Consider the following 21,054-nt stretch of genomic DNA (forward strand, 5'->3'; position numbering starts at 1 on the left):
TCCGGCGAAGCATAGCCGAGGCAGGACGTTTCTGAAGAGCGGCGTGGCCGGCTTACTTGCCGATGCAGAAGCTCGAAAAAATCGCGCCGAGCAGGTCGTCGCTGCTGTAGTCGCCGGTGATTTCGCCCAGCGCGTGCTGGGCCTGGCGCAGTTCCTCGGCGGCGAGTTCACCGGCGCGGGTGGTGGTCAGCGCGTGGGCGGTCTGGTCGAGGTGGATGGCGACTTGCTGCAAGGCGAGCACGTGGCGCCGCCGTGCGCTGAAGGCGCCTTCGCCGCTGCCGGCACCGGCCAGCAACTTGAGATGCTCGCGCAAGGTGTCGAGGCCTTCGCCGGTCCTGGCGGAGGCCCACAGCCAGTGCATGCCTTCGCACTGGTCGTGTCGCGCGGGCAGATGGTCCAGGTCGATCTTGTTGATCAGCACGATGCGCTCGACGCCGGCAGGTACGCCTTCGAAAAGAGCCAGGTCCTCGGCATAGCCGCTGTGGGTGGTCACCAGCAAGGCCACGTCGGCGCGCTGCAGTTCGCCATGGGCACGGCGCACACCTTCGCGTTCGACTTCGTCGTCGGTGTCGCGCAGGCCGGCGGTGTCGGCCAGTTCGAGCGCGATGCCGTCGAGGCTCAGGGATTCGCGCAGCACGTCGCGGGTGGTGCCTGCGATCGGCGTGACGATGGCGCGGTCGCTGCCGGCCAGCGCGTTGAGCAGGCTGGACTTGCCGGCGTTGGGGCGGCCCACGATGGCGACCCGGAGGCCGTCGTTGAGGCGCAGGCCGCGTTGCGCTTCGCGCAGGAGTTCGGCGTGTTCGGCACGCAGGTTTTCCAGTCGCGCGGTGATCGCCGGGTCGGCGAGGAAGTCGATTTCCTCTTCGGGGAAGTCGATCGCCGCCTCGATATGCACGCGCAGGGCGATCAGCGATTGCAGCAGTGCCCCGACCTTGCGCGAGAACACGCCTTCCATCGACTGCAGCGCGGCGCGGGCGCCGGCTTGCGAGCGGGCGGCGATCAGGTCGGCCACGGCTTCGGCCTGGGCCAGGTCGAGCTTGCCGTTCAAGAAGGCGCGCTCGGTGAATTCGCCGGGGCGGGCCAGCCGTGCGCCGAGTTCGCAGACGCGGCGCAACAGCAGGTCGAGCAGCACCGCGCTGCCGTGGCCTTGCAGTTCCAGCACGTGCTCGCCGGTGTAGGAGGCGGGCGCGGGGAAATGCAGCAGCAGGCCGCGGTCGATCAGTTCGCCGGCACCGTCGCGGAACGCGGCGAAGTGGGCGTGACGCGGTTGCGGCGGGCGGCCGAGCAGAGCTTGCGCGATGCCCGGGACGGCGGGACCGGAGACCCGGACCACGCCGACGCCGGCCGCGCCGGGGGCGCTGGCGATGGCGGCGATGGTGTCGGCGGTTTCGGCTGTCATGGATTCAACTTTACAGGGCGTTTCCGGATTGGGTCGGAGGCGCGAGGTGTGATGCCCTTTCGACCAGAAACGACACAGCCGCGACGGTTGCCCGGTCGCGGCTGTGGGTTGCCGTTCGGCGCGGGATCAGGCCGCCTTGGGCTTGACCACTTCCTCGCGATCGATGTGATGGGTGATCCACCACTGCTGGCCGAGGCCGACGATACCGTTGACGGCGTAGTACAGGCACAGGCCGGCGGGGAAGAAGGCGAACATCACGGTGAACAGCAGCGGCATCACCTTCATCATCTTCGCCTGGGTCGGGTCCATGCCCGCGGCGACCGGGTTCAGCACTTGCGTGCCCAGCATCACGACCGCGTAGATGATCGGCAGGATGTACCACGGATCGGGCGCGCTGAGGTCGGGGATCCACAGGAACGGCGAGTGATGCAGTTCCAGGCTGTACTCGAGCACGAAGTACAGGCCGTAGAACACCGGCATGGTGATCAGCACCGGCAGGCAGCCGCCCATCGGGTTGACCTTCTCCTTCTTGTACAGCTCCATCATCGCCGTCTGCATTTTCTGCTTGTCGTCGCCATAGCGCTCCTTGAGAGCCTGGACACGCGGCTGCAGCTTGCGCATACGGGCGCTGGAGCGGTACTGGATGGCGGTGAGCTTCCAGCTCAGGCCCTTGATCAGCAGCACCAGCAGGATGATCGCCACGCCCCAGTTCTTGGTGATGGCGTGGAATTGCGACAGCACCCAGTGCATCGGCACGGCGATGATCTTGAACATGCCGTAGTCGATGGTGAGATCAAGACCCGGCGCGATCGCGTCCATCGTGCCCTGGCGATTCGGGCCCACGTACAGGCGCGATTCGCTGGTGGCAGTCTGGCCCGGCGCCACGCTGATGGCGGGACCCACGGTGCGGATCAGGAAGCGCGGATGGGCACTGTCCGGATTGATCGTGTCGGTGAGGTAGTGCTCGGTCTGGCCGGCCGGCGGAATCCAGGCGGTGACGAAGTACAGACGCAGCATCGCCGCCCAGCCGCCCTTGATCTGCGCGTTGAGTTGGTCCTTCGGTTCGGCGAAGTCCTTGAACGGCAGCTTTTCGAACTTCTCGCCGGTGAACCAGGCCGCGCCCTGGAAGCTGCGTTGTTCCGGATTGGAATAGTTCGCCAGCCAGTTGCTGGCCTTCGGCGGCTCGACGCGCAGCAGCTGCTGGTAGGCGTTGCCCTGCCACGGCGTGGCGGCGCCGTTGTCGATGCGCTGGCTGACGCCGATCACGTAGCTGCCGCGCTTGAACGTATAGGTCTTGGTGACCTTGAGCCCTGCGGCGTCCTGCCAGACGAGGTCGACCTTCAGCTCGTTCTGGCCATCGGCCAGGACGTATGAGGTCTTGTCGCTGTGGAACAGCGCCAGGTGGTTCGGCTGGTCCGCCGGTGCGACATCGCTGCTGCTGACCAGGCCATTCTGGGCGACCGAGTAGTGCGCATCGTCGCTGGACAGCAGCACCGTCGGCGGCGGGTTGGGGTTCTTGTGCGTGCGTGGTGCATTCGGGTAGGCCAGCAGGTCGGCGTGCACCAGGCTGCCTCCGCGGCTGTCCACGCCGAGCTTCAGCACGTCGGTCTGCACCGTGATCAGCTGTGCAGCAGCGGGAGCCGGGGCATTGGCCACGTTGCCGACAGCGGGACTGGCCACAGCGGTTGCAGTCGAGCCGGGGATCGCGCCGGGCACGCTGGCATCGCTGCTCGGCGCCGCGGTGGCCGTCACGGTGTTCTGCGGCGGCCTGGGTGCGTAGTCCTTCTGCCAGGCCATGAACAGGAAGTAGGCCACGGCGACCAGGGCGAACAAGAGGAAGGTGCGCGTTTGATTCATCGCGTAGCAGATCCGGGTAACGCCACGACACTTGTCAACGCCGCGGAGACAGGTAAGAAGGAGGTCAACGCTCGATTGTGGTGGTGTCGCCGGCGCGCTTCAATGGTCCGGACGATGCGGTCTGGCTGGCCAGCAGCTTTTTCCACAGCCCATCCAGTTCGGTGAGCAACTGCGTCCCCGGCACACCGGCGGCCTGTTCGCGCGCCATCACCATCATGTCCACCGCAGGAAGCTGGTGGCGCACGCGACGGAACGATTCGCGCAACAGCCGCTTGATCCGGTTGCGTTCGACCGCCCGCTTGGAAACGCGCTTGGAAATCGCCAAGCCCAGGCGGGCATGGCCGAGCTCGTTTTCGCGAAAACGCATATGAAAACAGCGGCCGCCTGCGCGTCCGCTGCTTGTCCGCAAGGCGGCGAAGTCACCCGGCCGACGTAACCGCGCGTCGCGCGGCAGCCCGGCGCTGGACATCACGCCAGGCCTGATTACGGGATCAGGCGCTTGCGGCCCTTGGCGCGACGGGCATTGATGACTTTGCGACCGTCGGCGGTGGCCATACGGGCACGGAAACCGTGGGTGCGAGCGCGCTTGAGCTTGCTGGGCTGGAAGGTCCGCTTCATGGCTTACTCCGAAGGGAATATGGATAAAAAGGTTGGAAAGTATGGCGGGGATTTGTCACGGCTGTCAAATGCCTGCCCGGCGCAAGCTGTGGACATCCATGTGGATATCCGTGCGGTCTGCCTGTGGAGGCAGCTGTTAGACTAGCCCATCACCCCGCGCAGCAGCGCTTCAAAGCAGTGGTTGATTTCATTCATGAGTGATCTGTGGCGGCGCTGCCTTGAGCGCCTGGAGGGCGATCTGAGCGCCGAAGACCTGCACACCTGGCTGATGCCGTTGCAGGCGCGCGAAGATGGCCATGGCCTGCAGCTGTTCGCACCCAATTCGTACACCCTGGAAACGGTTCGCGGACGCTATCTGGAGCAGATCGAAACCGTGCTGGCGCAACTTGCGGGCAAACCCTGCGCCGTGCGGCTGGAAGTGGGTTCCAGCTCGATCCGCCCAGCCCCGGTCAGCAAACCGGCAGCCGCCCCTGCGCCGCGCCCTGCGGCGGCGCCGGCAACCCCGCATCTCCACAATCTGGACCCCCACTACACCTTCGAAACCTTCGTCGAGGGCAAGTCGAACCAGCTCGGCAAGGCCGCGGCGATGCAGGTGGCGACCAACCCGGGTCGAGCCTACAACCCGCTGCTGCTGTACGGCGGCACCGGCCTGGGCAAGACCCACCTGATGCACGCCGCCGGCAACCTGATGCGCGAGCACAATCCCGACTGCAAGGTGCTGTACCTGCGTTCCGAGCAGTTCGTCGGTTCGATGATCGAGGCCTTGCGTGCCAAGAGCATGGACCAGTTCAAGCAGCGCTTCCGCTCGGTCGACGCCCTGCTGATCGACGACATCCAGTTCTTCGCTGGCAAGGACACCACGCAGGAAGAATTCTTCCATACATTCAACGCCTTGTTCGAATCCAAGCAGCAGATCATCCTCACCTGCGACCGCTATCCGAAGGAAGTGGACAAGCTGGAGCCCCGGCTGAAGTCGCGGCTGGGCTGGGGTTTGAGCGTGGCGATCGAACCGCCGGATTTCGAAACGCGGGCGGCGATCCTGCTGGCCAAGGCGCACGAGAAGGGCGTGGCGGTCGACGAGAACGTGGCGATGCTGCTGGCCAAACGCATCCGTTCCAACGTGCGCGACCTCGAAGGCGCGTTGAACACGCTGGCGGCACGGGCGAATTTCTACGGCAAGCCGATCACCACCGACTTCGCCGAGGAGACCCTGCGCGACCTGCTGGCCACCCATGCGCAGGCGGTCACCATCCCGAACATCCAGAAGATCACCGCCGAGTATTTCAACGTCCGGCTGCAGGACCTGCTGTCCAAGCGTCGCGTCCGTTCCCTGGCACGTCCGCGCCAGATCGCGATGACGCTGTCCAAGGAACTGACCGAACACAGCCTGCCGGAGATCGGCGAGGCCTTCGGTGGGCGCGACCACACCACGGTCATGCACGCGTGCAAGACGATCCGCAAGTTCATCGAGACGGACCCGCGGATACGGCAGGACTGGGAACAACTGATTCGAACACTGACCGGTTGAGGCGGAAATCAGCGAAAGCTATGGATAAGCGGGCGCGCAGGTTGTGGATAATGGGTGGATGGATTGGCCGCTAGACTTATCCACAAATCACGCACCGGCAACCCGCCTCTCAGGACACAGTGTGGAAACGCGACAACTTTTTGATTTGTCTGTGGTTTTTGAGATATAAAAGTTATACACCGCACCAACAACCACTACTAACTTCTTTTAAAGATAGAACAGCAGGTATAGGGGAAGCACAGCCATGCAATTCAGCATCCAACGAGAAGCCCTGCTCAAGCCGCTGCAACAGGTTGTCGGCGTGGTCGAAAGGCGGCAGACCCTGCCGGTTCTGGCCAACCTTCTGGTCAAGGTCGGCGACGGCAAGCTGTCCCTCACCGGCACCGATCTCGAAGTCGAGATGGTGGCCACGGCAGACGCGGAGAAGCTGGCCGACGGCGAGATCACGATTCCAGCGCGCAAGCTGTTCGACATCGTGCGCGCCCTGCCGGACGGCGCCCGCATCGACCTGAAGTTGAACGGCGACCGCGTGGCGCTGAATGCCGGACGCAGCCGCTTCACGCTGACCACCTTGCCAGCCAGCGAATTCCCCACCGTCGACCAGATCGAACTGGTTGAGAAGGTCAGCCTTCCGGAAGAGGTCCTGCGAGACCTGATGGAACGCACGGCATTCGCGATGGCAAACCAGGACGTGCGCTATTACCTCAATGGCATGCTGCTGGATCTGCAGGAACACACGTTGCGGTGCGTGGCCACCGACGGTCATCGACTGGCCATGAAGGAAACCGAGCTGCAAAGTTCGGTGAGCACCCGCCGGCAGATCATCATTCCGCGCAAGGGCGTCAACGAACTGGTCGGCCTGCTCGAGACCGGCGACGGCGAGGTCGAGCTGGAGTTCGGTCGCAATCATCTGCGCGTACGTCGCGGTGAGGTGGTCTTCACCTCCAAGCTGATCGACGGACGTTTCCCGGACTACGAGGCGGTGATTCCGCTGGGCGCCGACAAGACCGCCACGCTGGATCGTGAGGTGCTGCGCGGCGCCCTGCAGCGTGCAGCCATTCTCTCGAACGAGAAGTACCGCGGCGTTCGCCTGGAACTGTCGCCGGGCAAGCTGCGCATCGTTGCGCACAACCCCGAGCAGGAAGAGGCGGTCGAGGAAGTGGAGGCTGATACGCACGTGTCGGATCTGGCCGTGGGTTTCAACGTGGGATACCTGCTGGATGCGCTGGCGGCGTTGCGTGGTGACCAGGCCCGCTTGAGCCTGCGAGATGCGCAGTCCAGCTGTCTGGTGCAGGAACACGACAACGAGCACGCCCGTCACGTGATCATGCCGCTGCGGCTCTGACGGCCACGGCATGGTTTTCAGGAGCTGGGGCAGGAAGTCGAAGCGCCGGGGTATCCGCGAGGAACTCCGGCGTTGCTGTTTGCGGCGTGGCTACGCATGAACATCGAACAGCTGCGCATTGCCGGCCTGCGCTGCTTCGGCGAGACAGCCGTGGCGCTGGACCCCGGCATCAATGTCTTTACCGGCGACAACGGCGCGGGCAAGACCAGCGTGCTGGAAGCGGTGTTCCTGCTGTCCCACGGCCGCTCCTTTCGTAGCGGCGCGAAGGATGCCTTGTTGCAGCGAGGGGCATCGGGACTGTCCATCTTCGCCGAACTGCGCCATGCGGATGGCCGACTCGCGCGGCTCGGCTTGGGGCGGACGGGATCCCGCTGGGAAGGGCGGATCGACGGACTCAACGCTCCGTTGGGCGAACTCGTTCGGGAGTGTGCCGTGGTCTGTTTTGATCCCGGTTCGCACGCACTCATCTCCGGGGGTGCTGAGGAACGCCGCCGCTATCTCGACTGGGGCGTGTTCCACGTGGAACATCAGTTCCTGTCGACCTGGCGCCGTTATCAGCGGGCTCTGAAACAACGGAACAGCCTGCTGCGCAGCTACCCGCTGGCCGCTGACGCACTCTTCCTGCCCTGGGAAGCCGAGCTGGCCCAGACGGGGCAGCAGATCGACCTGCAACGGCAGGCGTATCTCGATCTGTTGCGACCCAGGCTAGCGCGAAGCATGGAAGGACTGCTAGGTGAGCTGGGTGCGCTGGAGCTGCGTTATCGCCGGGGGTGGGCGGAAGATCAGGACCTGGCCTCGCAGTTGCGCGTCCAGCGGGAGAGGGACGTCGTTCGTGGGCACACCACGATGGGAGTCCACCGCGCAGACTGGACGCTGGCGTTCGAGCATGCCCCGCTGCGCGAGCACCTGTCGCGCGGCCAGGGCAAACTGGTCGCATTGGCCTGCATGCTGGCTCAAGCCGAACTCTACGCGGAGCATCACGGCGACTGGCCCATTGTCTGTCTGGATGATCTGGCTTCGGAACTCGACCAGGCCCATCAACGCGCGGTCATCGGACAATTGATGGGGGCCAGCGCCCAGATTCTGCTGACGGGTACCGAGCTGCCGGCAGCGATGCAGGGTCTGCCCGCCCGGGTGTTCCACGTGGAACAAGGCGAGCTGTCCCGCCTGCTATAATCGAAAGGTTGCATCCCCACGGATCGCATAACCCTGTCCGGCCTTTACGGCGCCGCGTCGGGCGGGTAGCTGGCGCCAGGAAACGGTCACCGCATGAACGAATCCACGAACGAATCGCACTACGACTCAAGCAACATCAAGGTCCTCAAGGGCCTGGAAGCGGTGCGCAAGCGCCCGGGCATGTACATCGGCGACACCGATGACGGCACTGGCCTGCATCACATGGTGTTCGAGGTGGTCGACAATGCGATCGACGAAGCGCTCGCGGGTTACTGCGACAAGGTGGTGGTCACCATTCTTGAAGACGGCTCGGTCAGCGTCAGCGACAACGGCCGCGGCATTCCGGTCGACATCCACCCGGAGGAAGGTCGCTCCACCGCCGAAGTCGTGATGACCGTGCTGCACGCCGGCGGCAAGTTCGACGCGAACTCGTACAAGGTCTCGGGCGGTCTGCATGGTGTGGGCGTCTCGGTGGTGAACGCGCTGAGCGATCACCTGTGGCTGACGATCTATCGCGACGGTTTCGAATACCTGCAGGAATACGCGCTCGGCGAACCGCTGTACCCGTTGAAGGAAGTCGCCCCTTCGACCCGGCGCGGTACCGTGGTGCGTTTTCTTCCCAGTCCGGCCACCTTCACCAACAACATCGATTTCCATTACGAGATTCTGGCCAAGCGCCTGCGCGAACTGGCCTTCCTCAACTCGGGCGTGACCATCGATCTGAAGGACGAACGCGGGGAAGGGCGAGCGGATACGTTCGCGTACGAGGGCGGCATCCGCTCGTTCGTGCAGCACCTGGCGCAGCTGAAGACTGCGCTGCACCCGAACGTGATCAGCCTCCTCTCCGAGCAGGACGGCATCGTCGTCGACCTCGCGATGCAGTGGACCGACTCCTATCAGGAGACGATGTTCTGCTTCACCAACAACATTCCGCAACGTGATGGCGGTACCCATCTCACCGGTTTCCGCGCCGCGCTGACCCGCTCGCTGCAGAACTACATCGAGAAGGAAGGTCTGGCCAGGAACGCCAAGGTGGCGCTGTCCGGCGACGACATGCGTGAGGGCATGATCGCGGTGCTGTCGGTGAAGGTGCCCGATCCGAAGTTTTCCTCGCAGACCAAGGACAAGCTGGTTTCCTCCGAGGTGAAGACCGCCGTGGAGCAGGCGGTCAACGAGAAGTTGAGCGAGTTCCTGCTGGAACACCCGAACGAGGCAAAGGCGATCGCCTCCAAGGCGGTCGATGCCGCGCGTGCCCGCGAGGCTGCGCGCAAGGCGCGCGAGATGACCCGTCGCAAGGGCGCGCTGGACATCGCCGGCCTGCCCGGCAAGCTGGCCGACTGCCAGGAAAAAGATCCGGCGCTGTGCGAACTGTTCCTGGTCGAGGGTGACTCCGCCGGCGGCTCCGCCAAACAGGGCCGCAACCGCAAGACCCAGGCCGTGCTGCCACTGAAGGGCAAGATCCTCAACGTCGAGAAGGCGCGCTTCGACAAGATGCTGTCCTCCGCCGAAGTCGGCACCCTGATCACCGCGCTGGGCACGGGTATCGGCAAGGACGACTACAACCCGGACAAGCTGCGCTACCACCGCATCATCCTGATGACCGACGCCGACGTCGACGGCTCGCACATCCGCACCTTGCTGCTGACCTTCTTCTACCGCCAGATGCCGGAGCTGATCGAGCGCGGGCACGTCTACATCGGCCTGCCGCCGCTGTACAAGGTGAAGCAGGGCAAACAGGAGCTCTACATCAAGGACGACGCGGCGCTGAACGACTACCTGATCTCCAGCGCTGTCGACAACGCTTCGCTGACCTACAGCCCGGATGCGCCGCCGATCACCGGCGAGGCCCTGGAAAAGCTGTTGCGAGGCTATCAGCACGCGCTGGATCAGATCGCCAAGCTGGCGCATCGCTTTGATGCGGCGGTGTTCAACGCGCTGCTTGAACACCCACCGATCCATGCCGAGCTCTGGGCCGATGAAGCCGCCATGCAGGCATGGCTTGATGGCGCCGCCGGGCGGCTGGCCGCCAGTGGCCTGGGCAAACCGCACTACCGCATGGCGTTGCGCCCGGCGCAGGGCGAACAGGTGGCCGCGATCGAGGTGGTCAGGGAACAGCACGGGCTGACCCATACCTGGCTGTTGCCGCAGCCGTTCTTCAGCAGCAACGAATTCCGGCCGATCCTGGCGATGAGCCAGCAGATCGCCGGCATGATCCAGCCCGAAGCCGTCGTACGTCGTGGCAACGCCTCGCGTGGCGTGCTGAGCTTCCTGGAAGCGCGCAACTGGCTGCTGGACGAGGCCAAGAAGGGCCGCAGCATCCAGCGCTTCAAGGGTCTGGGCGAAATGAATCCCGAGCAGCTGTGGGATACCACCGTGAATCCGGAAACCCGGCGCATGCTGCAGGTGGGCATCGAGGACGCGATCGCCGCCGACCAGATGTTCTCGATGCTGATGGGCGAAGCCGTGGAGCCGCGCCGCGACTTCATCGAGGCCAACGCGCTGAAGGTGGCCAACCTCGACATCTGACCATTCGCTAGAGTATGTAGGAATCATCACCAAGTGACTGATTTTTAACAAACTTCCATGCGGCGTTGCAACTTGTTATCGCACGCCGGCTCGGGTTAATCTCCACAGTTCCCCCGCGTCACTCGACCGATACGCGCAGACAATACGAGGATCACCATGAAGCATGTCCGTGGATTGACCATGCTGGCGAGTGCGGCACTGTTGCTCGGCCTTGCCAGCAGCCCGGTTCTGGCGCGCAAGCACGAGGACACGCCAAAGAAGGAAGTGCTTTATCCCGACACCAGTCGCAAGGAGCCGAAGCTCGACCTGACCAGCGAGAAGGACCAGAAAAACCTCAGCGAGGGTCTGGACGCGGTCAACGCAGGCGACAAGGCCAAGGCGCAGGAACTCCTGCAGCCGATCGTCGACCACAGCAAGAGCAAGTATGCGCAGGGCCTCGCTCTCCAGGGGCTGGCCAACCTCGCCTACAACAACCAGGACGTGAAGGGGGCGATCAGCCTGCTGCAGCGCTCGTTGTCCGTCGGCCTGCTGCCGAACGACACCTATTTCCAGCTCCAGTACATGCTCGCCCAGTTCCAGATGGCCGACGAGCAGTACCAGGCCGCGCTCGACACGATCACGAAGTGGCGCGCGGAAGGCAAGAAGGAAACCGCCGATTCCTACGCGCTCGAGGGCAACGCGTATTACCGCCTTGCCAAGTATCCCGAGGCGATCGCCGCGATCACCAAGGCCAAGTCGCTGAGCACCAAGGCCGAGCCGAGCTGGGACCAGCTCCTGATGGCCAGCTACGCCGAATCCGGCCAAGACGACAAGGCGGCCGCGCTGGCGACCGATCAGCTCAATTCGAACCCGACTGACCCCAACGCGCTGAACAACGCCGTGGCCGTGTTGATGCAGGCGCACAAGTATCCCGAAGCGATCCAGCTGATGGAGAAGGCTCGTGCGGCCGGTACGCTGACCAAGGAATCGCATTACGTGAACCTGGCCAAGCTGTACCTGATCACCGGCCAGGAAAGCGCGGACCCTGGCCCGAATGCGGCCAAGGCTGCGCAGGTCCTGGAAGAAGGCATGAGCAAGGGTGTGGTCAAGCCGACAGCGGAAACCTATGTGCTGCTCGGACAGGCCGCCGAGATCGGCAACAAGATCGACAAGGCCGTCGGCTACTACGCGAAAGCCCAGCCGCTCGCCAGCGACGGCGAACCCGCGCTCCGTGCCAGCCGCCTGATGCTCAGCGAGAGCAAGTACAAGCAGGCCAGGACGCTGGTGCAGACCGCCCTCGACAAGGGTGTCAAGGAGAAGGGCAAGGCCTACATGATCCTGGCCGAAAGCGAGCGCGGCATGAAGAACAAGCCCGCTGCAATCGCGGCCATGAAAAAGGCCGCGCAGGATCCGGAAACCGCCGCGAAGGCCAAGGCCTGGCTGCAGAAGGCCGGTGCCGGCTGAAAGCAGAAAGATCATGGCAAGCTGCGGGATGGAATGGCCGTCAATCCGCCTCGCAGCGCTATACAAAAGCCATGTGCTGTTGTAACGTTGAAACCTTCCCCTGCGTCTCCCCAGTGGCAAGTTCTCTCCGGCTCCGTCCAGACATCAGACGGATCCGGGCCAAGCCCTGCGGCAACGTTCTCTTCCGATTGATCAGCTCCAGACTAGTGACAGATGGCCTCAAGTAACGAAGAAATCGGGCGCGAGCCATTCAGTTGGAAGCGCACCTGGGCATTGGCTGTAGCTATTGGGCTGCACGCGTTTGCGTTCCTGTTGATCGTGGCGCCAATGGCACCACCGCATCAGAACCACAAGGAGAAGGAACGCATCGTCCAGGTGAACTTCATCGAACCGCCGCCGCCGCCGCCGCCACCGCCGCCGCCGCCGCCGGAGCCGCCGAAGCAGCCGCCACCGAAGGTCATCAAGCAGGTGGTGCCGCCACCGACGCCGCCGCCGCCGACCCCGCCACCTCCGGTGGAAGAAGTCTCGGCGAACGCGACCCCGGCACCGCCGCCGGCGCCGCCTGCTCCACCGGCGCCGCCATCGGACATCACGGCCAGCTCGGATCTCAGCTACAACAGCAGGCTTCAGCCGAAGTACCCGCCGCAGGCGATCCGCCAACGGCATGAAGGTACGGTGGTGCTGATGATCCTGGTGGGCGTGGATGGTTCGCCGAAGGACATCAAGATCGACCGGTCCAGCGGTTACCACGAACTCGATCGTGCCGCCATGGATGCCGCACGTCGTTGGCGCTTCAATCCAACGATTCGAAATGGACAAAAAGTCGAGGGGTACGCCCGCGTTCCCGTCAACTTCAATCTCAGCCAGCTGTAACCGGATCCACCCGGTTACAGTTACAGTTCACGCTTGACTTCCCTAGGGTAGCGTTATGTTCCTACAGACTCCTGCAACGACCGATGCCGCACAGGCCATGGGTGGCAATACCAACGCCGAAGCCATGAAGCAGATGGGCTTCGACAACCTTATCCAGAACTTCGACTGGCTCGGCTGGGTCGTCTTCGTGACCCTGGTCGTGATGTCGTTCCTGTCGTGGTACTTCATCATCGCCAACGGCATCCGCAATGCCACCGTCCGCGCTCGCGCCGACAAGGTCATCGACGGCTTCTGGGGCAACGGCTCCACCCAGGACGCGATTCGCGAACTCGAGGCGCAGCCGCGCAGCGAGCCGTTCTCGAAGATTGCGCTGGACGCCGCCTCGGCGGTTGCCCATCACCAGCAGGCCACTGCGGCTGCCGGCACCACCGGTCGTCTGGCCGAGTCGCTGAGCCGTTCGGAGTTCATCGATCGCGCCCTGCGTCAGGCCGTGGCTCGCGAGAGCCTGCGTCTGGAAGGCGGCATGACCCTGCTCGCCACCGTCGGTTCGGCGGCTCCGTTCGTCGGTCTGCTCGGTACGGTGTGGGGCATCTACCACGCGCTGATCCGCATCGCCGCTTCGGGCAACGCCTCGATGAACGCCGTGGCCGGCCCGGTCGGTGAGGCGCTGATCATGACCGCCTTCGGTCTGTTCGCCGCTATCCCGGCGCTGTTCGCGTACAACTTCTTCAGCCGCTCGAACCGCCTGACCTACGCCCGCTTCGACGAATTCGCACACGACCTGCACGACTTCTTCGCTACCGGTTCGCGCGTCGACAGCTCGAAGTGAGGGATTGACCCATGGCGATGAGCACTGGAGGCAATTCCGGCGGTCCGATGTCGGAAATCAACGTCACGCCGCTGGTCGACGTGATGCTGGTTCTGCTGATCATCTTCATGATCACCGCACCACTGATGTCGCACTCCATCACGATCGACCTGCCTACCGCCAATCCAAAGACCAAGGAACCGGAAATGGTGGTTCCGCCCCTGGATCTGGCGGTCAAGCAGGACGGCAGCATGTACTTCAATGACCATGCGGTCACGGAAGCCGAGCTGAGGTCGCTTCTGGCGGTAAACGCCCAGAAGTCGCCCCAGCCGGAGCTGCAGATCCGCGCGGACAAGGGCACCGAGTTCAAGATCGTGAAGAAGATCATCGGCGACACGAAGGATTCCGGCATGGTGCATGTCGCCTTCATGACCACTGACGCGCCGAAGGGGTGACCTGAGATGGCTTTCACTACCAAGACAACAGGTCCGATGTCGGAGATCAACGTCACGCCGCTGGTCGACGTGATGCTGGTCCTGCTGATCATCTTCATGATCACGGCGCCGGTGCTGGCCCACAAGATCCAGGTCGACCTGCCGCAGCCGAACGTGAACAATCCGCCGCCGACCAATCCGCTCGATCCGATTCATCTGAAGATCGATCAGGCCGGTGCGCTGTATTGGAATGACACCCCGGTCGACGAACTCGGCCTGAAAGCCCAGCTGGCGGTGATCGCGCAGCAGAGCAATCAGCCGGAGATCCAGATCGCGGCAGCCGACGGCGTGGCCTATGAGCACGTGGCCCGCGTGCTGGCGGATGCGAAGAGCTACAACCTGGTCAAGATCGGCTTCACCGAAGACTTCTGATCGGGCTGCCTCGGCAACATGCAACAGACAAGACCCCCGCCCCGTGCGGGGGTTTTTGTTGGTGTGACGGTTTGTCGGAACGGTGTCAGCGCAGGATCTGCAGGTAGTTGCGCACGGTGGTGGCAAGTCCCTCGTACAAGGCCTCGCCAATCAGTGCGTGTCCGATGGACACCTCGGCCAGGCCGGGAATCGCGGCGCGGAAGGTGCCCAGGTTCGCCTGGCTGAGATCGTGCCCCGCGTTCACGGCCAGCCCGGCCTGTTGCGCGCGCCGCGCGGTGTCCGCACAAGCGGCCAGCACCGTGGCGGGCTGGCCGTCGGCAAAAGCCTGGGCGTAGGGCCCGGTGTAGATCTCGATGCGCTGTACCCCGATCACCGCGGCCAGATCGAAATCCTGGCTGCCAGCGTCGACGAACAGGCTGACCCGGCAACCGAGATCGCACAACTCGCCCACCAGCGGGCGCAGCTGCGCAATGTCCCGGCGCAGGTCGAAGCCGTGATCGGAGGTGATCTGGCCATCGCCATCGGGAACCAGGGTTACCTGGGTGGGACGCACTTCGCGGGCCAGTTCGACCAGGCCCGGATAGTCTCCCCGCGCGCCGGCAAACGGGTTGCCTTCGATGTTGTATTCGACCCGTCCGCGCAGCATCGCGGCGAGCGCCCGTACGTCATGTGGGCGCACATGGCGCTGATCGGGCCGGGGATGGACGGTAATGCCGCCGCAACCCGCGTCGATGCAGGTTTGCGCGGCACGGCAGATGTCCGGTTCGTCGCCGCCGCGCGAATTGCGCAGCACCGCGATCTTGTTGAGGTTGACGCTGAGCAGGGTCATGGCGTTCCGGCAATCCGCTGGAGATGAAAGGCTATCGCAAGGACGATCGGGCGAGGCAGCCGACGGCCGATACGTGGCCGTCGATCGACCGGAAACAGTGCGCCGATCACTCGCTGCTGGCAAGCGCCCCGAACCGTATCCGGCGCTCGTCCCCCCGCCATGCCAGTGCCGCGACCAGGCCGGCGTCCAGCTCGAGCCGGCGCAGTTGCCAGGCGTCGACGTCGTCACCTTGAAGGTGTCGCAGGCGCAGCTGCCCGGCATCGCTGGTGACGCTGAAGCGGTCGAGCCCGAACGCGATGCCGCGTCCCAGCGCCTTCACCACGGCCTCCTTGGCCGTCCACAGTTCCAGAAAGGCCGCGTCGCGCGCCGCCGCCGGCAGCGCCGCCAGGGCCGCCGCTTCGTCGGCGCTGAAGAAGCGCCGGGCAATCTCCAGACTGCGCTGGCGCGGTCGCGCGCGCTCGAGGTCGATCCCGGGCGCCACGTGCCGTCCCACCGCTATCAGCGCCTGATCGCCGCTGTGCGACCAGTTGAAGCCCAGCGACTGATCGTGGAACGCGTCCAGCGCGGGACGGCCATGCTCGCCATCCACCAGCGCCACCCGTTCCAGGCTGACATCGAGATAGGCGGCAAGCACCGTGCGCAGCGGCTTCCGTCCCAGCGCCTGTCGGTAGTGCACTCGCCACACATGAATCTCGTCATCGCGCAGGGCCTCTGCTACGTTGGCAAGCACGAGTTCGGGCGGGGCGATCATCAGGGCATGGTGCCGTCCGGCCCGCCGGGGCACAAGCGCGGATCGCCCGCCGCGCCGCCCATCTGCTGGGGGAGATTGGCTTGATCCAGGGCTGGTTGCTGCTGCTGGTGTCGCTGCTCTACGTGGGACTGCTGTTCGTGGTGGCCTACGCGGGCGACCGGCGACCGCTGTATCCGCGTCAGCCGCGCCTGCGCCCGATCGTCTACAGCCTGGCGCTGGCCGTCTATTGTTCGTCGTGGACGTTCTACGGCGCCGTGGGCACGGCCGCGCGCGACGGCCTGGCCTATCTGCCGATCTATCTGGGCCCGATCCTGCTGTACGTGTTCGGTTTCGGCCTGCTGCGCCGGCTGGTGCAAGTGGTCAGGCAGCGCAACATCACGTCGATCGCCGACTTCATCGGTGCACGCTTCGGCAAGTCGCACGGGCTGGCGGCGCTGGTCGCGGTGATCGCGGTGATCGCGGTGGTGCCGTATATCGCGCTGCAGTTCAAGGCCGTGGCAATGTCGTACGGCGTGCTGGGCGGCGCGGCGTTTGGTGCGATGAAGGCGGGCGGGATCGACAGCGCGATGTGGTGTGCCGTGCTGCTGGCCCTGTTCGCGATCCTGTTCGGCACGCGCAGCATCGATGCGACCGAGCACCACCATGGCCTGATGCTGGCGATCGCGCTGGAATCGCTGATCAAGCTGTTCGCCTTCGTGGCGCTGGCGGGCTACGCGCTGTGGCGTGGCCCCGGCCTGCTCGGCACCGTGCAGCCGCCGATGGCCCAGCTGAGTCACGGACTGAGCCCGGGCTTCATGGCCCAGACGATGCTGGCCTTCTGCGCGATGTTCTGCCTGCCGCGCCAGTTCCAGATCGGCATGGTCGAATGCGAGGACGCCAGCGATCTCAGCCGCGCGCGCTGGATGGTGCCGCTGTACCTGGTGATCGTCAGCCTCGCGGTGCTGCCGATCGTGGCGGCCGGCGCGCACATGCCGCTGGTGCGCGACGGCGCGGCTGACGCGTGGGTGCTGACCCTGCCGTTGTCGCACGGCGATCGGGGCATGGCCCTGCTGGCTTTCGTGGGCGGATTCTCGGCCGCCACCGGCATGGTGATCGTGGCGGCGGTGGCATTGTCCACGATGATCAGCAACGACCTGGTGATGCCGGCCCTGCTGCGCTTCCGCCGCCTGCGGCTGGAACATCGCAGCGACCTGTCGCAGCTGGTGCTGGGCGTGCGGCGAATCGCGATCGTCCTGCTGGCGGCGATGGCCTACGCGTACTACCGCGTCGCCGCCAATGCGGAGAACCTGGCCGCCACCGGCCTGCTGGCGTTCGCCGCGGTGGCGCAGTTTGCCCCGGCCCTGGTCGCCGCGATGTACTGGCGCGGCGCCAGCCGTCGTGGCGTGGTGGTGGGCCTGGCCGGCGGCTTCATCGTATGGGTCTACACCCTGCTGTTGCCGGCGCTGATCCGCTCGGACCAGTGGCTGCAGCAGGGGCCGTTGGGCTGGGACTGGCTGCGTCCGCAGGCGCTGTTCCACCTCAGCGGCTGGGAACCGGTGATGCACGGCACGTTCTGGTCGTTGCTGGTCAACGTGGGCTGCCTGGTGTTCGTCTCGCTGCGCTTCCGGCCCAGCCTGGAAGAGCGCCTGCACGCGGCGGTGTTCATGGATGCCGATCCGGCCAGTCGCAGCGGCGCGGGCGACTGGCGTGGCCGCGTGGTGGTGGCCGACCTGCGCACGATCGCCGAACGCATCGTCGGCGAGCGCAGCAGCGCGCGCGCGTTCGAGGAGTACGGCCACCGCCTGGACAAGCCGCTGCTGCCCGGCGCCGCCGCGGATCGCGCGCTGATCCAGTTCACCGAACGCCTGCTCGCCTCGGCTGTCGGCGCGGCGAATGCGCGGCGCATCCTGATCAGCGCGCTCTCCGGCAGCGGGCTGGACCTGGCCGAGTCGATGGCGCTGCTGGACGAAGCCTCGCAGGAACTGCGCTTCAACCGCGAACTGCTGTCCACCACGCTGGAAAACGTTTCGCAGGGCATCAGCGTGGTCGACGCCAGCATGCGCCTGGTGGCATGGAACCGGCGCTACCTGGAGCTGTTCGACTATCCCGACGGCATGGTCCACGTCGGCGTGCCGGTGGCCGAGCTGATCCGCTGGAACGCCGAGCTGGGCGAGTGCGGTCCCGGCGAAGTGGACGGCCATGTGGCCAAACGCATCGACTACATGCGCGCCGGCTCCTCGCACCTGTTCCAGCGCATCCGGCCGGACGGCACGGTGATCGAGATGCACGGCCGCGCCCTGCCCGGCGGCGGCTACGTGACCACCTATACCGACGTGACCGCCTACAAGAACGCCGAGCAGGCGCTGATGGAAGCCAACGAGACGCTGGAGCTGCGCGTGGAGCAGCGCACCGCCGAACTGTCCGAAGCGCTGGTGGCCACCGCCCAGGCGCGTCGTGCGGCCGAGGCGGCGAACATTTCCAAGACGCGCTTCCTCGCCGCCGCCAGCCACGACCTGCTGCAGCCGTTGAACGCCGCGCGGTTGTTCACCTCGGCGCTGCGCCAGCATCCGGGGCTGGACAGCGAGGCCGAACAGCTGGCCGAACGCATCGATGCCTCGTTCCGCGCGGCCGAGGACCTGCTGGACGCACTGCTCGACACCTCGCGCCTGGACACCGGCAGCTATCGTCCCGACGTATCGGGCTTTGCGCTGGCCGACCTGTTCGATTCGCTGAAGGCGCAGTTCGCCGTGGTGGCCGAACAGCGTGACCTGCGCCTGCGCGTGGCGCCGACGCGACTGGCCGTGCGCAGCGATCCCCAGCTGTTGCGGCGGATCCTGCAGAACTTCCTGTCCAATGCCTTGCGCTACACGCGCCACGGCGGCGTGCTGCTGGGTGCGCGCCGGCTCGGCGACCAGGTGCGCATCGAGGTGTGGGACACCGGACCGGGGATTCCGCCGGAGCAGCGGGCGCGGATCTTCGACGAGTTCCAGCGCCTGGAGCAGCCGTCGCCGTGGGGCGAGAAGGGGCTGGGCCTGGGCCTGTCGATCTGCGACCGGCTGGCCGGCATTCTCGGCCATCGCCTGGACCTCGACTCACGCGTGCAGCATGGCAGCCGTTTCGCGGTGAGCGTGCCACGCAATGAAAGCGTGCCGATGCGGCGTCGGCGCGTGGCGCGCAGCGGCCCGGACACGCAGCTGCCGCTGACCGTGCTGTGCCTGGACAACGACGAGTCGATCCTCGACGGCATGCGCGCGTTGCTCGGGCGCTGGGGCATCGACTGCCGCACCGCGGTCGACGTGGACCAGGCGCGGGCGGAACTGCGGCGTGGTCCGATCGACCTGATCCTCGCCGACTACCACCTGGCCAACGATGTCGATGGCCTGCAGGCCCTGCAGCAACTGCGCGACGCGGTGGTGCAGATGCCGCCGGCGGCGATCATCACCGCCGACGGCAGCAGCGAGCTGAAGCAGCGGGCACGGGCGCTGGGTTACCCGCTGTTGCACAAGCCGGTGAAGCCGGCGGCCCTGCGCGCGCTGCTGGCTGCGCCGCTGCGCGGCCAGCACTAGCCCAGCCAGCACTAGCTCAGCCAGCACAGTTCAGCCAGCTCAGCGCGGCAGCAGCGAACTGCCCATCAGGTACTCGTCGACCGCACGAGCGCACTGGCGGCCTTCGCGAATCGCCCACACCACCAGCGACTGCCCGCGCCGCATGTCGCCGGCGGCGAACACCTGGTCGACGCTGGTGCGGTAGTCGTCGGTGCCGGCCCTGGCGTTGCCGCGGGCGTCCTTCTCCACGCCGAACGCGTCCAGCACATGCTGCAGCGGCGAGACGAAACCCATCGCCAGCAGCACCAGCCCGGCGGGCACCTCGAACTCGCTGCCGGCGATCTCGGTCATCCGGCCGTCCTTCCACTCCAGCCGCACCGCGGTGAGGCTGCGCACGTTGCCCGCGCCGTCGTCGTTGAAACACTTGGTGGCCACCGCCCAGTCGCGCTGGCAGCCTTCCTCGTGCGAGCTCGAAGTGCGCAGGCGAATCGGCCAGTACGGCCACACCAGCGGCTTGTTCTCCTGCACCGGCGGTTGCGGCAGCAGCTCGAACTGGGTCACCGACGCGGCACCGTGGCGATTGGAGGTACCCACGCAATCCGAGCCGGTGTCGCCGCCGCCGATCACCACCACGTTCTTCGCGGTGGCCAGGATCTGCCGGTCGAGCCGGTCGCCGGCGACCACCTTGTTCTGCTGCGGCAGGAAGTCCATCGCGAAATGCACGCCGTTCAGTTCGCGCCCGGGTACCGGCAGGTCGCGCGGCGTCTCGGCGCCGCCGGCGATCACCACCGCGTCGAAATCCTGCTTCAGCTGATCGGGCGTGATCGTCTCGCCGGCCCTTCCCGCGGCGGCATCGCCCACGAACACGCCGGTGCGGAACTGCACGCCTTCGCCGCGCAGTTGCTCCACGCGGCGATCGATCAGCATCTTGTCCAGTTTGAAATCGGGGATGCCATAGCGCAGCAGGCCGCCGATGCGGTCGTTCTTCTCGAACACCGTCACCGCATGTCCCGCCCGTGCCAGCTGCTGCGCGGCGGCGAGTCCGGCCGGACCGGAGCCGACCACCGCGACGCTCTTGCCGCTGGGCCGCGCCGCCGGTTGCGCGGTGACCCAGCCTTCTTCCCAGCCCTTGTCGATGATCTTGTGCTCGATCGACTTGATGCCCACCGCCTCGCTGTTGATGTTCAGCGTGCACGCCGACTCGCACGGCGCCGGGCAGATCCGCCCGGTGAACTCGGGGAAGTTGTTGGTCGAGTGCAGCACCTCGAGCGCGCGCCGCCAGTCCTGCTGGTGGACCAGCTCGTTGAAGTCGGGGATCAGGTTGTTGACGGGGCAGCCGTTGTGGCAGAACGGAATGCCGCAATCCATGCAGCGGGCGGCCTGGGTCGACGCGTCGGCGTCGCCCAGATGGCGGATGAACTCGCGCCAGTGCTTCTTGCGCTGCGCGGGCGCCTCGCTGGTTTCGCTGAGCCGCGGATAGTCGAGAAAGCCGGTGATCTTGCCCATCTGTC

The 21,054-nt window shown here is 65.6% G+C and carries 17 protein-coding genes; 10 read left to right on the forward strand and 7 right to left on the reverse strand.

Features of this window, described 5'->3' with window-relative positions; genetic code table 11:
- Positions 1 to 52: 52 nt before the first annotated feature.
- The 4 genes from mnmE to rpmH all read right to left on the reverse strand — a co-directional run bounded on the left by mnmE (position 53) and on the right by rpmH (position 3,874).
- Positions 53 to 1,399, reverse strand: coding sequence for a tRNA uridine-5-carboxymethylaminomethyl(34) synthesis GTPase MnmE (gene mnmE, locus ASD55_RS00365; RefSeq protein ID WP_056762878.1), 1,347 nt, complete (start codon positions 1,397 to 1,399; stop codon positions 53 to 55).
- 126 nt (positions 1,400 to 1,525) lie between these two features.
- Positions 1,526 to 3,256 (reverse strand): membrane protein insertase YidC, encoded by a 1,731-nt coding sequence (gene yidC / locus ASD55_RS00370; RefSeq protein ID WP_056762880.1) that lies wholly within the window; start codon positions 3,254 to 3,256, stop codon positions 1,526 to 1,528.
- A gap of 64 nt (positions 3,257 to 3,320) precedes the next feature.
- Entirely contained in the window at positions 3,321 to 3,725 is a 405-nt protein-coding gene (rnpA, locus tag ASD55_RS00375; RefSeq protein ID WP_082542589.1) for a ribonuclease P protein component, read from the reverse strand.
- 14 nt (positions 3,726 to 3,739) lie between these two features.
- On the reverse strand, positions 3,740 to 3,874 hold the full coding sequence (gene rpmH, locus ASD55_RS00380) for a 50S ribosomal protein L34 (RefSeq protein ID WP_007809828.1): 135 nt from the start codon (positions 3,872 to 3,874) through the stop codon (positions 3,740 to 3,742).
- A 193-nt stretch (positions 3,875 to 4,067) separates the two neighbouring features.
- Between rpmH and dnaA the strand changes: the two genes are divergently transcribed.
- The 9 genes from dnaA (at position 4,068) to ASD55_RS00425 (ending at position 14,439) form a co-directional block, all read left to right on the forward strand.
- Positions 4,068 to 5,402 (forward strand): chromosomal replication initiator protein DnaA, encoded by a 1,335-nt coding sequence (gene dnaA, locus ASD55_RS00385; RefSeq protein WP_056716482.1) that lies wholly within the window; start codon positions 4,068 to 4,070, stop codon positions 5,400 to 5,402.
- Positions 5,403 to 5,646: 244 nt separating this feature from the next.
- Positions 5,647 to 6,747 (forward strand): DNA polymerase III subunit beta, encoded by a 1,101-nt coding sequence (gene dnaN / locus ASD55_RS00390; protein WP_007809824.1) that lies wholly within the window; start codon positions 5,647 to 5,649, stop codon positions 6,745 to 6,747.
- Between the two features lie 96 nt (positions 6,748 to 6,843).
- Positions 6,844 to 7,923, forward strand: a complete 1,080-nt coding sequence (recF, locus tag ASD55_RS00395; protein ID WP_056762885.1) for a DNA replication/repair protein RecF — start codon at positions 6,844 to 6,846, stop codon at positions 7,921 to 7,923.
- Positions 7,924 to 8,016: 93 nt separating this feature from the next.
- A complete protein-coding gene (gene gyrB, locus ASD55_RS00400) occupies positions 8,017 to 10,449 on the forward strand; it encodes a DNA topoisomerase (ATP-hydrolyzing) subunit B (protein ID WP_056762888.1) in 2,433 nt (810 codons plus the stop codon).
- 156 nt (positions 10,450 to 10,605) lie between these two features.
- Positions 10,606 to 11,892: a tetratricopeptide repeat protein gene (locus tag ASD55_RS00405; RefSeq protein WP_235577681.1), complete on the forward strand. Its 1,287-nt coding sequence runs from the start codon at positions 10,606 to 10,608 to the stop codon at positions 11,890 to 11,892.
- Between the two features lie 213 nt (positions 11,893 to 12,105).
- Complete coding sequence (locus ASD55_RS00410) at positions 12,106 to 12,765, forward strand: energy transducer TonB (RefSeq protein WP_056716471.1); 660 nt, start codon at positions 12,106 to 12,108, stop codon at positions 12,763 to 12,765.
- Between the two features lie 97 nt (positions 12,766 to 12,862).
- The gene (locus ASD55_RS00415; RefSeq protein ID WP_007809815.1) at positions 12,863 to 13,594 is read left to right on the forward strand and encodes a MotA/TolQ/ExbB proton channel family protein; all 732 of its coding nucleotides are present in this window, start codon (positions 12,863 to 12,865) and stop codon (positions 13,592 to 13,594) included.
- Between the two features lie 11 nt (positions 13,595 to 13,605).
- On the forward strand, positions 13,606 to 14,028 hold the full coding sequence (locus tag ASD55_RS00420) for a biopolymer transporter ExbD (protein WP_007809813.1): 423 nt from the start codon (positions 13,606 to 13,608) through the stop codon (positions 14,026 to 14,028).
- Positions 14,029 to 14,034: 6 nt separating this feature from the next.
- Positions 14,035 to 14,439, forward strand: a complete 405-nt coding sequence (locus ASD55_RS00425; RefSeq protein ID WP_040673554.1) for a biopolymer transporter ExbD — start codon at positions 14,035 to 14,037, stop codon at positions 14,437 to 14,439.
- Positions 14,440 to 14,524: 85 nt separating this feature from the next.
- On the opposite strand, the gene ASD55_RS00430 is transcribed toward ASD55_RS00425, so the two are convergent.
- Both ASD55_RS00430 and ASD55_RS00435 read right to left on the reverse strand, forming a co-directional pair.
- Entirely contained in the window at positions 14,525 to 15,268 is a 744-nt protein-coding gene (locus tag ASD55_RS00430) for a pyridoxine 5'-phosphate synthase (RefSeq protein WP_056716468.1), read from the reverse strand.
- Positions 15,269 to 15,374: 106 nt separating this feature from the next.
- Positions 15,375 to 16,019, reverse strand: a complete 645-nt coding sequence (locus ASD55_RS00435) for a 4'-phosphopantetheinyl transferase superfamily protein (protein WP_056762891.1) — start codon at positions 16,017 to 16,019, stop codon at positions 15,375 to 15,377.
- Positions 16,020 to 16,099: 80 nt separating this feature from the next.
- Here ASD55_RS00435 and ASD55_RS00440 point away from each other — a divergent pair, with 80 nt between their 5' ends.
- Complete coding sequence (locus ASD55_RS00440) at positions 16,100 to 19,564, forward strand: PAS domain-containing hybrid sensor histidine kinase/response regulator (protein ID WP_056762893.1); 3,465 nt, start codon at positions 16,100 to 16,102, stop codon at positions 19,562 to 19,564.
- 39 nt (positions 19,565 to 19,603) lie between these two features.
- On the opposite strand, the gene ASD55_RS00445 is transcribed toward ASD55_RS00440, so the two are convergent.
- Complete coding sequence (locus tag ASD55_RS00445; RefSeq protein WP_056762895.1) at positions 19,604 to 21,049, reverse strand: glutamate synthase subunit beta; 1,446 nt, start codon at positions 21,047 to 21,049, stop codon at positions 19,604 to 19,606.
- Positions 21,050 to 21,054 lie beyond the last annotated feature (5 nt).

Origin of the sequence: Rhodanobacter sp. Root561, assembly GCF_001427365.1 — a bacterium.
In the GTDB taxonomy this organism is placed as follows: Bacteria; Pseudomonadota; Gammaproteobacteria; order Xanthomonadales; family Rhodanobacteraceae; genus Rhodanobacter.

Excerpts from the sequence above, each read along its gene's own strand:
- ASD55_RS00445 (WP_056762895.1), bottom strand. The coding sequence starts at position 21,049 with ATGGGCAAGATCACCGGCTTTCTCGACTATCCGCGGCTCAGCGAAACC.
- recF (WP_056762885.1), top strand. The coding sequence starts at position 6,844 with ATGAACATCGAACAGCTGCGCATTGCCGGCCTGCGCTGCTTCGGCGAG.
- ASD55_RS00435 (WP_056762891.1), bottom strand. The coding sequence starts at position 16,019 with ATGATCGCCCCGCCCGAACTCGTGCTTGCCAACGTAGCAGAGGCCCTG.
- rnpA (WP_082542589.1), bottom strand. The coding sequence starts at position 3,725 with ATGTCCAGCGCCGGGCTGCCGCGCGACGCGCGGTTACGTCGGCCGGGT.
- gyrB (WP_056762888.1), top strand. The coding sequence starts at position 8,017 with ATGAACGAATCCACGAACGAATCGCACTACGACTCAAGCAACATCAAG.
- ASD55_RS00410 (WP_056716471.1), top strand. The coding sequence starts at position 12,106 with ATGGCCTCAAGTAACGAAGAAATCGGGCGCGAGCCATTCAGTTGGAAG.
- ASD55_RS00425 (WP_040673554.1), top strand. The coding sequence starts at position 14,035 with ATGGCTTTCACTACCAAGACAACAGGTCCGATGTCGGAGATCAACGTC.
- ASD55_RS00420 (WP_007809813.1), top strand. The coding sequence starts at position 13,606 with ATGGCGATGAGCACTGGAGGCAATTCCGGCGGTCCGATGTCGGAAATC.
- dnaA (WP_056716482.1), top strand. The coding sequence starts at position 4,068 with ATGAGTGATCTGTGGCGGCGCTGCCTTGAGCGCCTGGAGGGCGATCTG.
- dnaN (WP_007809824.1), top strand. The coding sequence starts at position 5,647 with ATGCAATTCAGCATCCAACGAGAAGCCCTGCTCAAGCCGCTGCAACAG.
- ASD55_RS00415 (WP_007809815.1), top strand. The coding sequence starts at position 12,863 with ATGGGTGGCAATACCAACGCCGAAGCCATGAAGCAGATGGGCTTCGAC.
- ASD55_RS00405 (WP_235577681.1), top strand. The coding sequence starts at position 10,606 with ATGAAGCATGTCCGTGGATTGACCATGCTGGCGAGTGCGGCACTGTTG.
- ASD55_RS00430 (WP_056716468.1), bottom strand. The coding sequence starts at position 15,268 with ATGACCCTGCTCAGCGTCAACCTCAACAAGATCGCGGTGCTGCGCAAT.
- rpmH (WP_007809828.1), bottom strand. The coding sequence starts at position 3,874 with ATGAAGCGGACCTTCCAGCCCAGCAAGCTCAAGCGCGCTCGCACCCAC.
- yidC (WP_056762880.1), bottom strand. The coding sequence starts at position 3,256 with ATGAATCAAACGCGCACCTTCCTCTTGTTCGCCCTGGTCGCCGTGGCC.
- mnmE (WP_056762878.1), bottom strand. The coding sequence starts at position 1,399 with ATGACAGCCGAAACCGCCGACACCATCGCCGCCATCGCCAGCGCCCCC.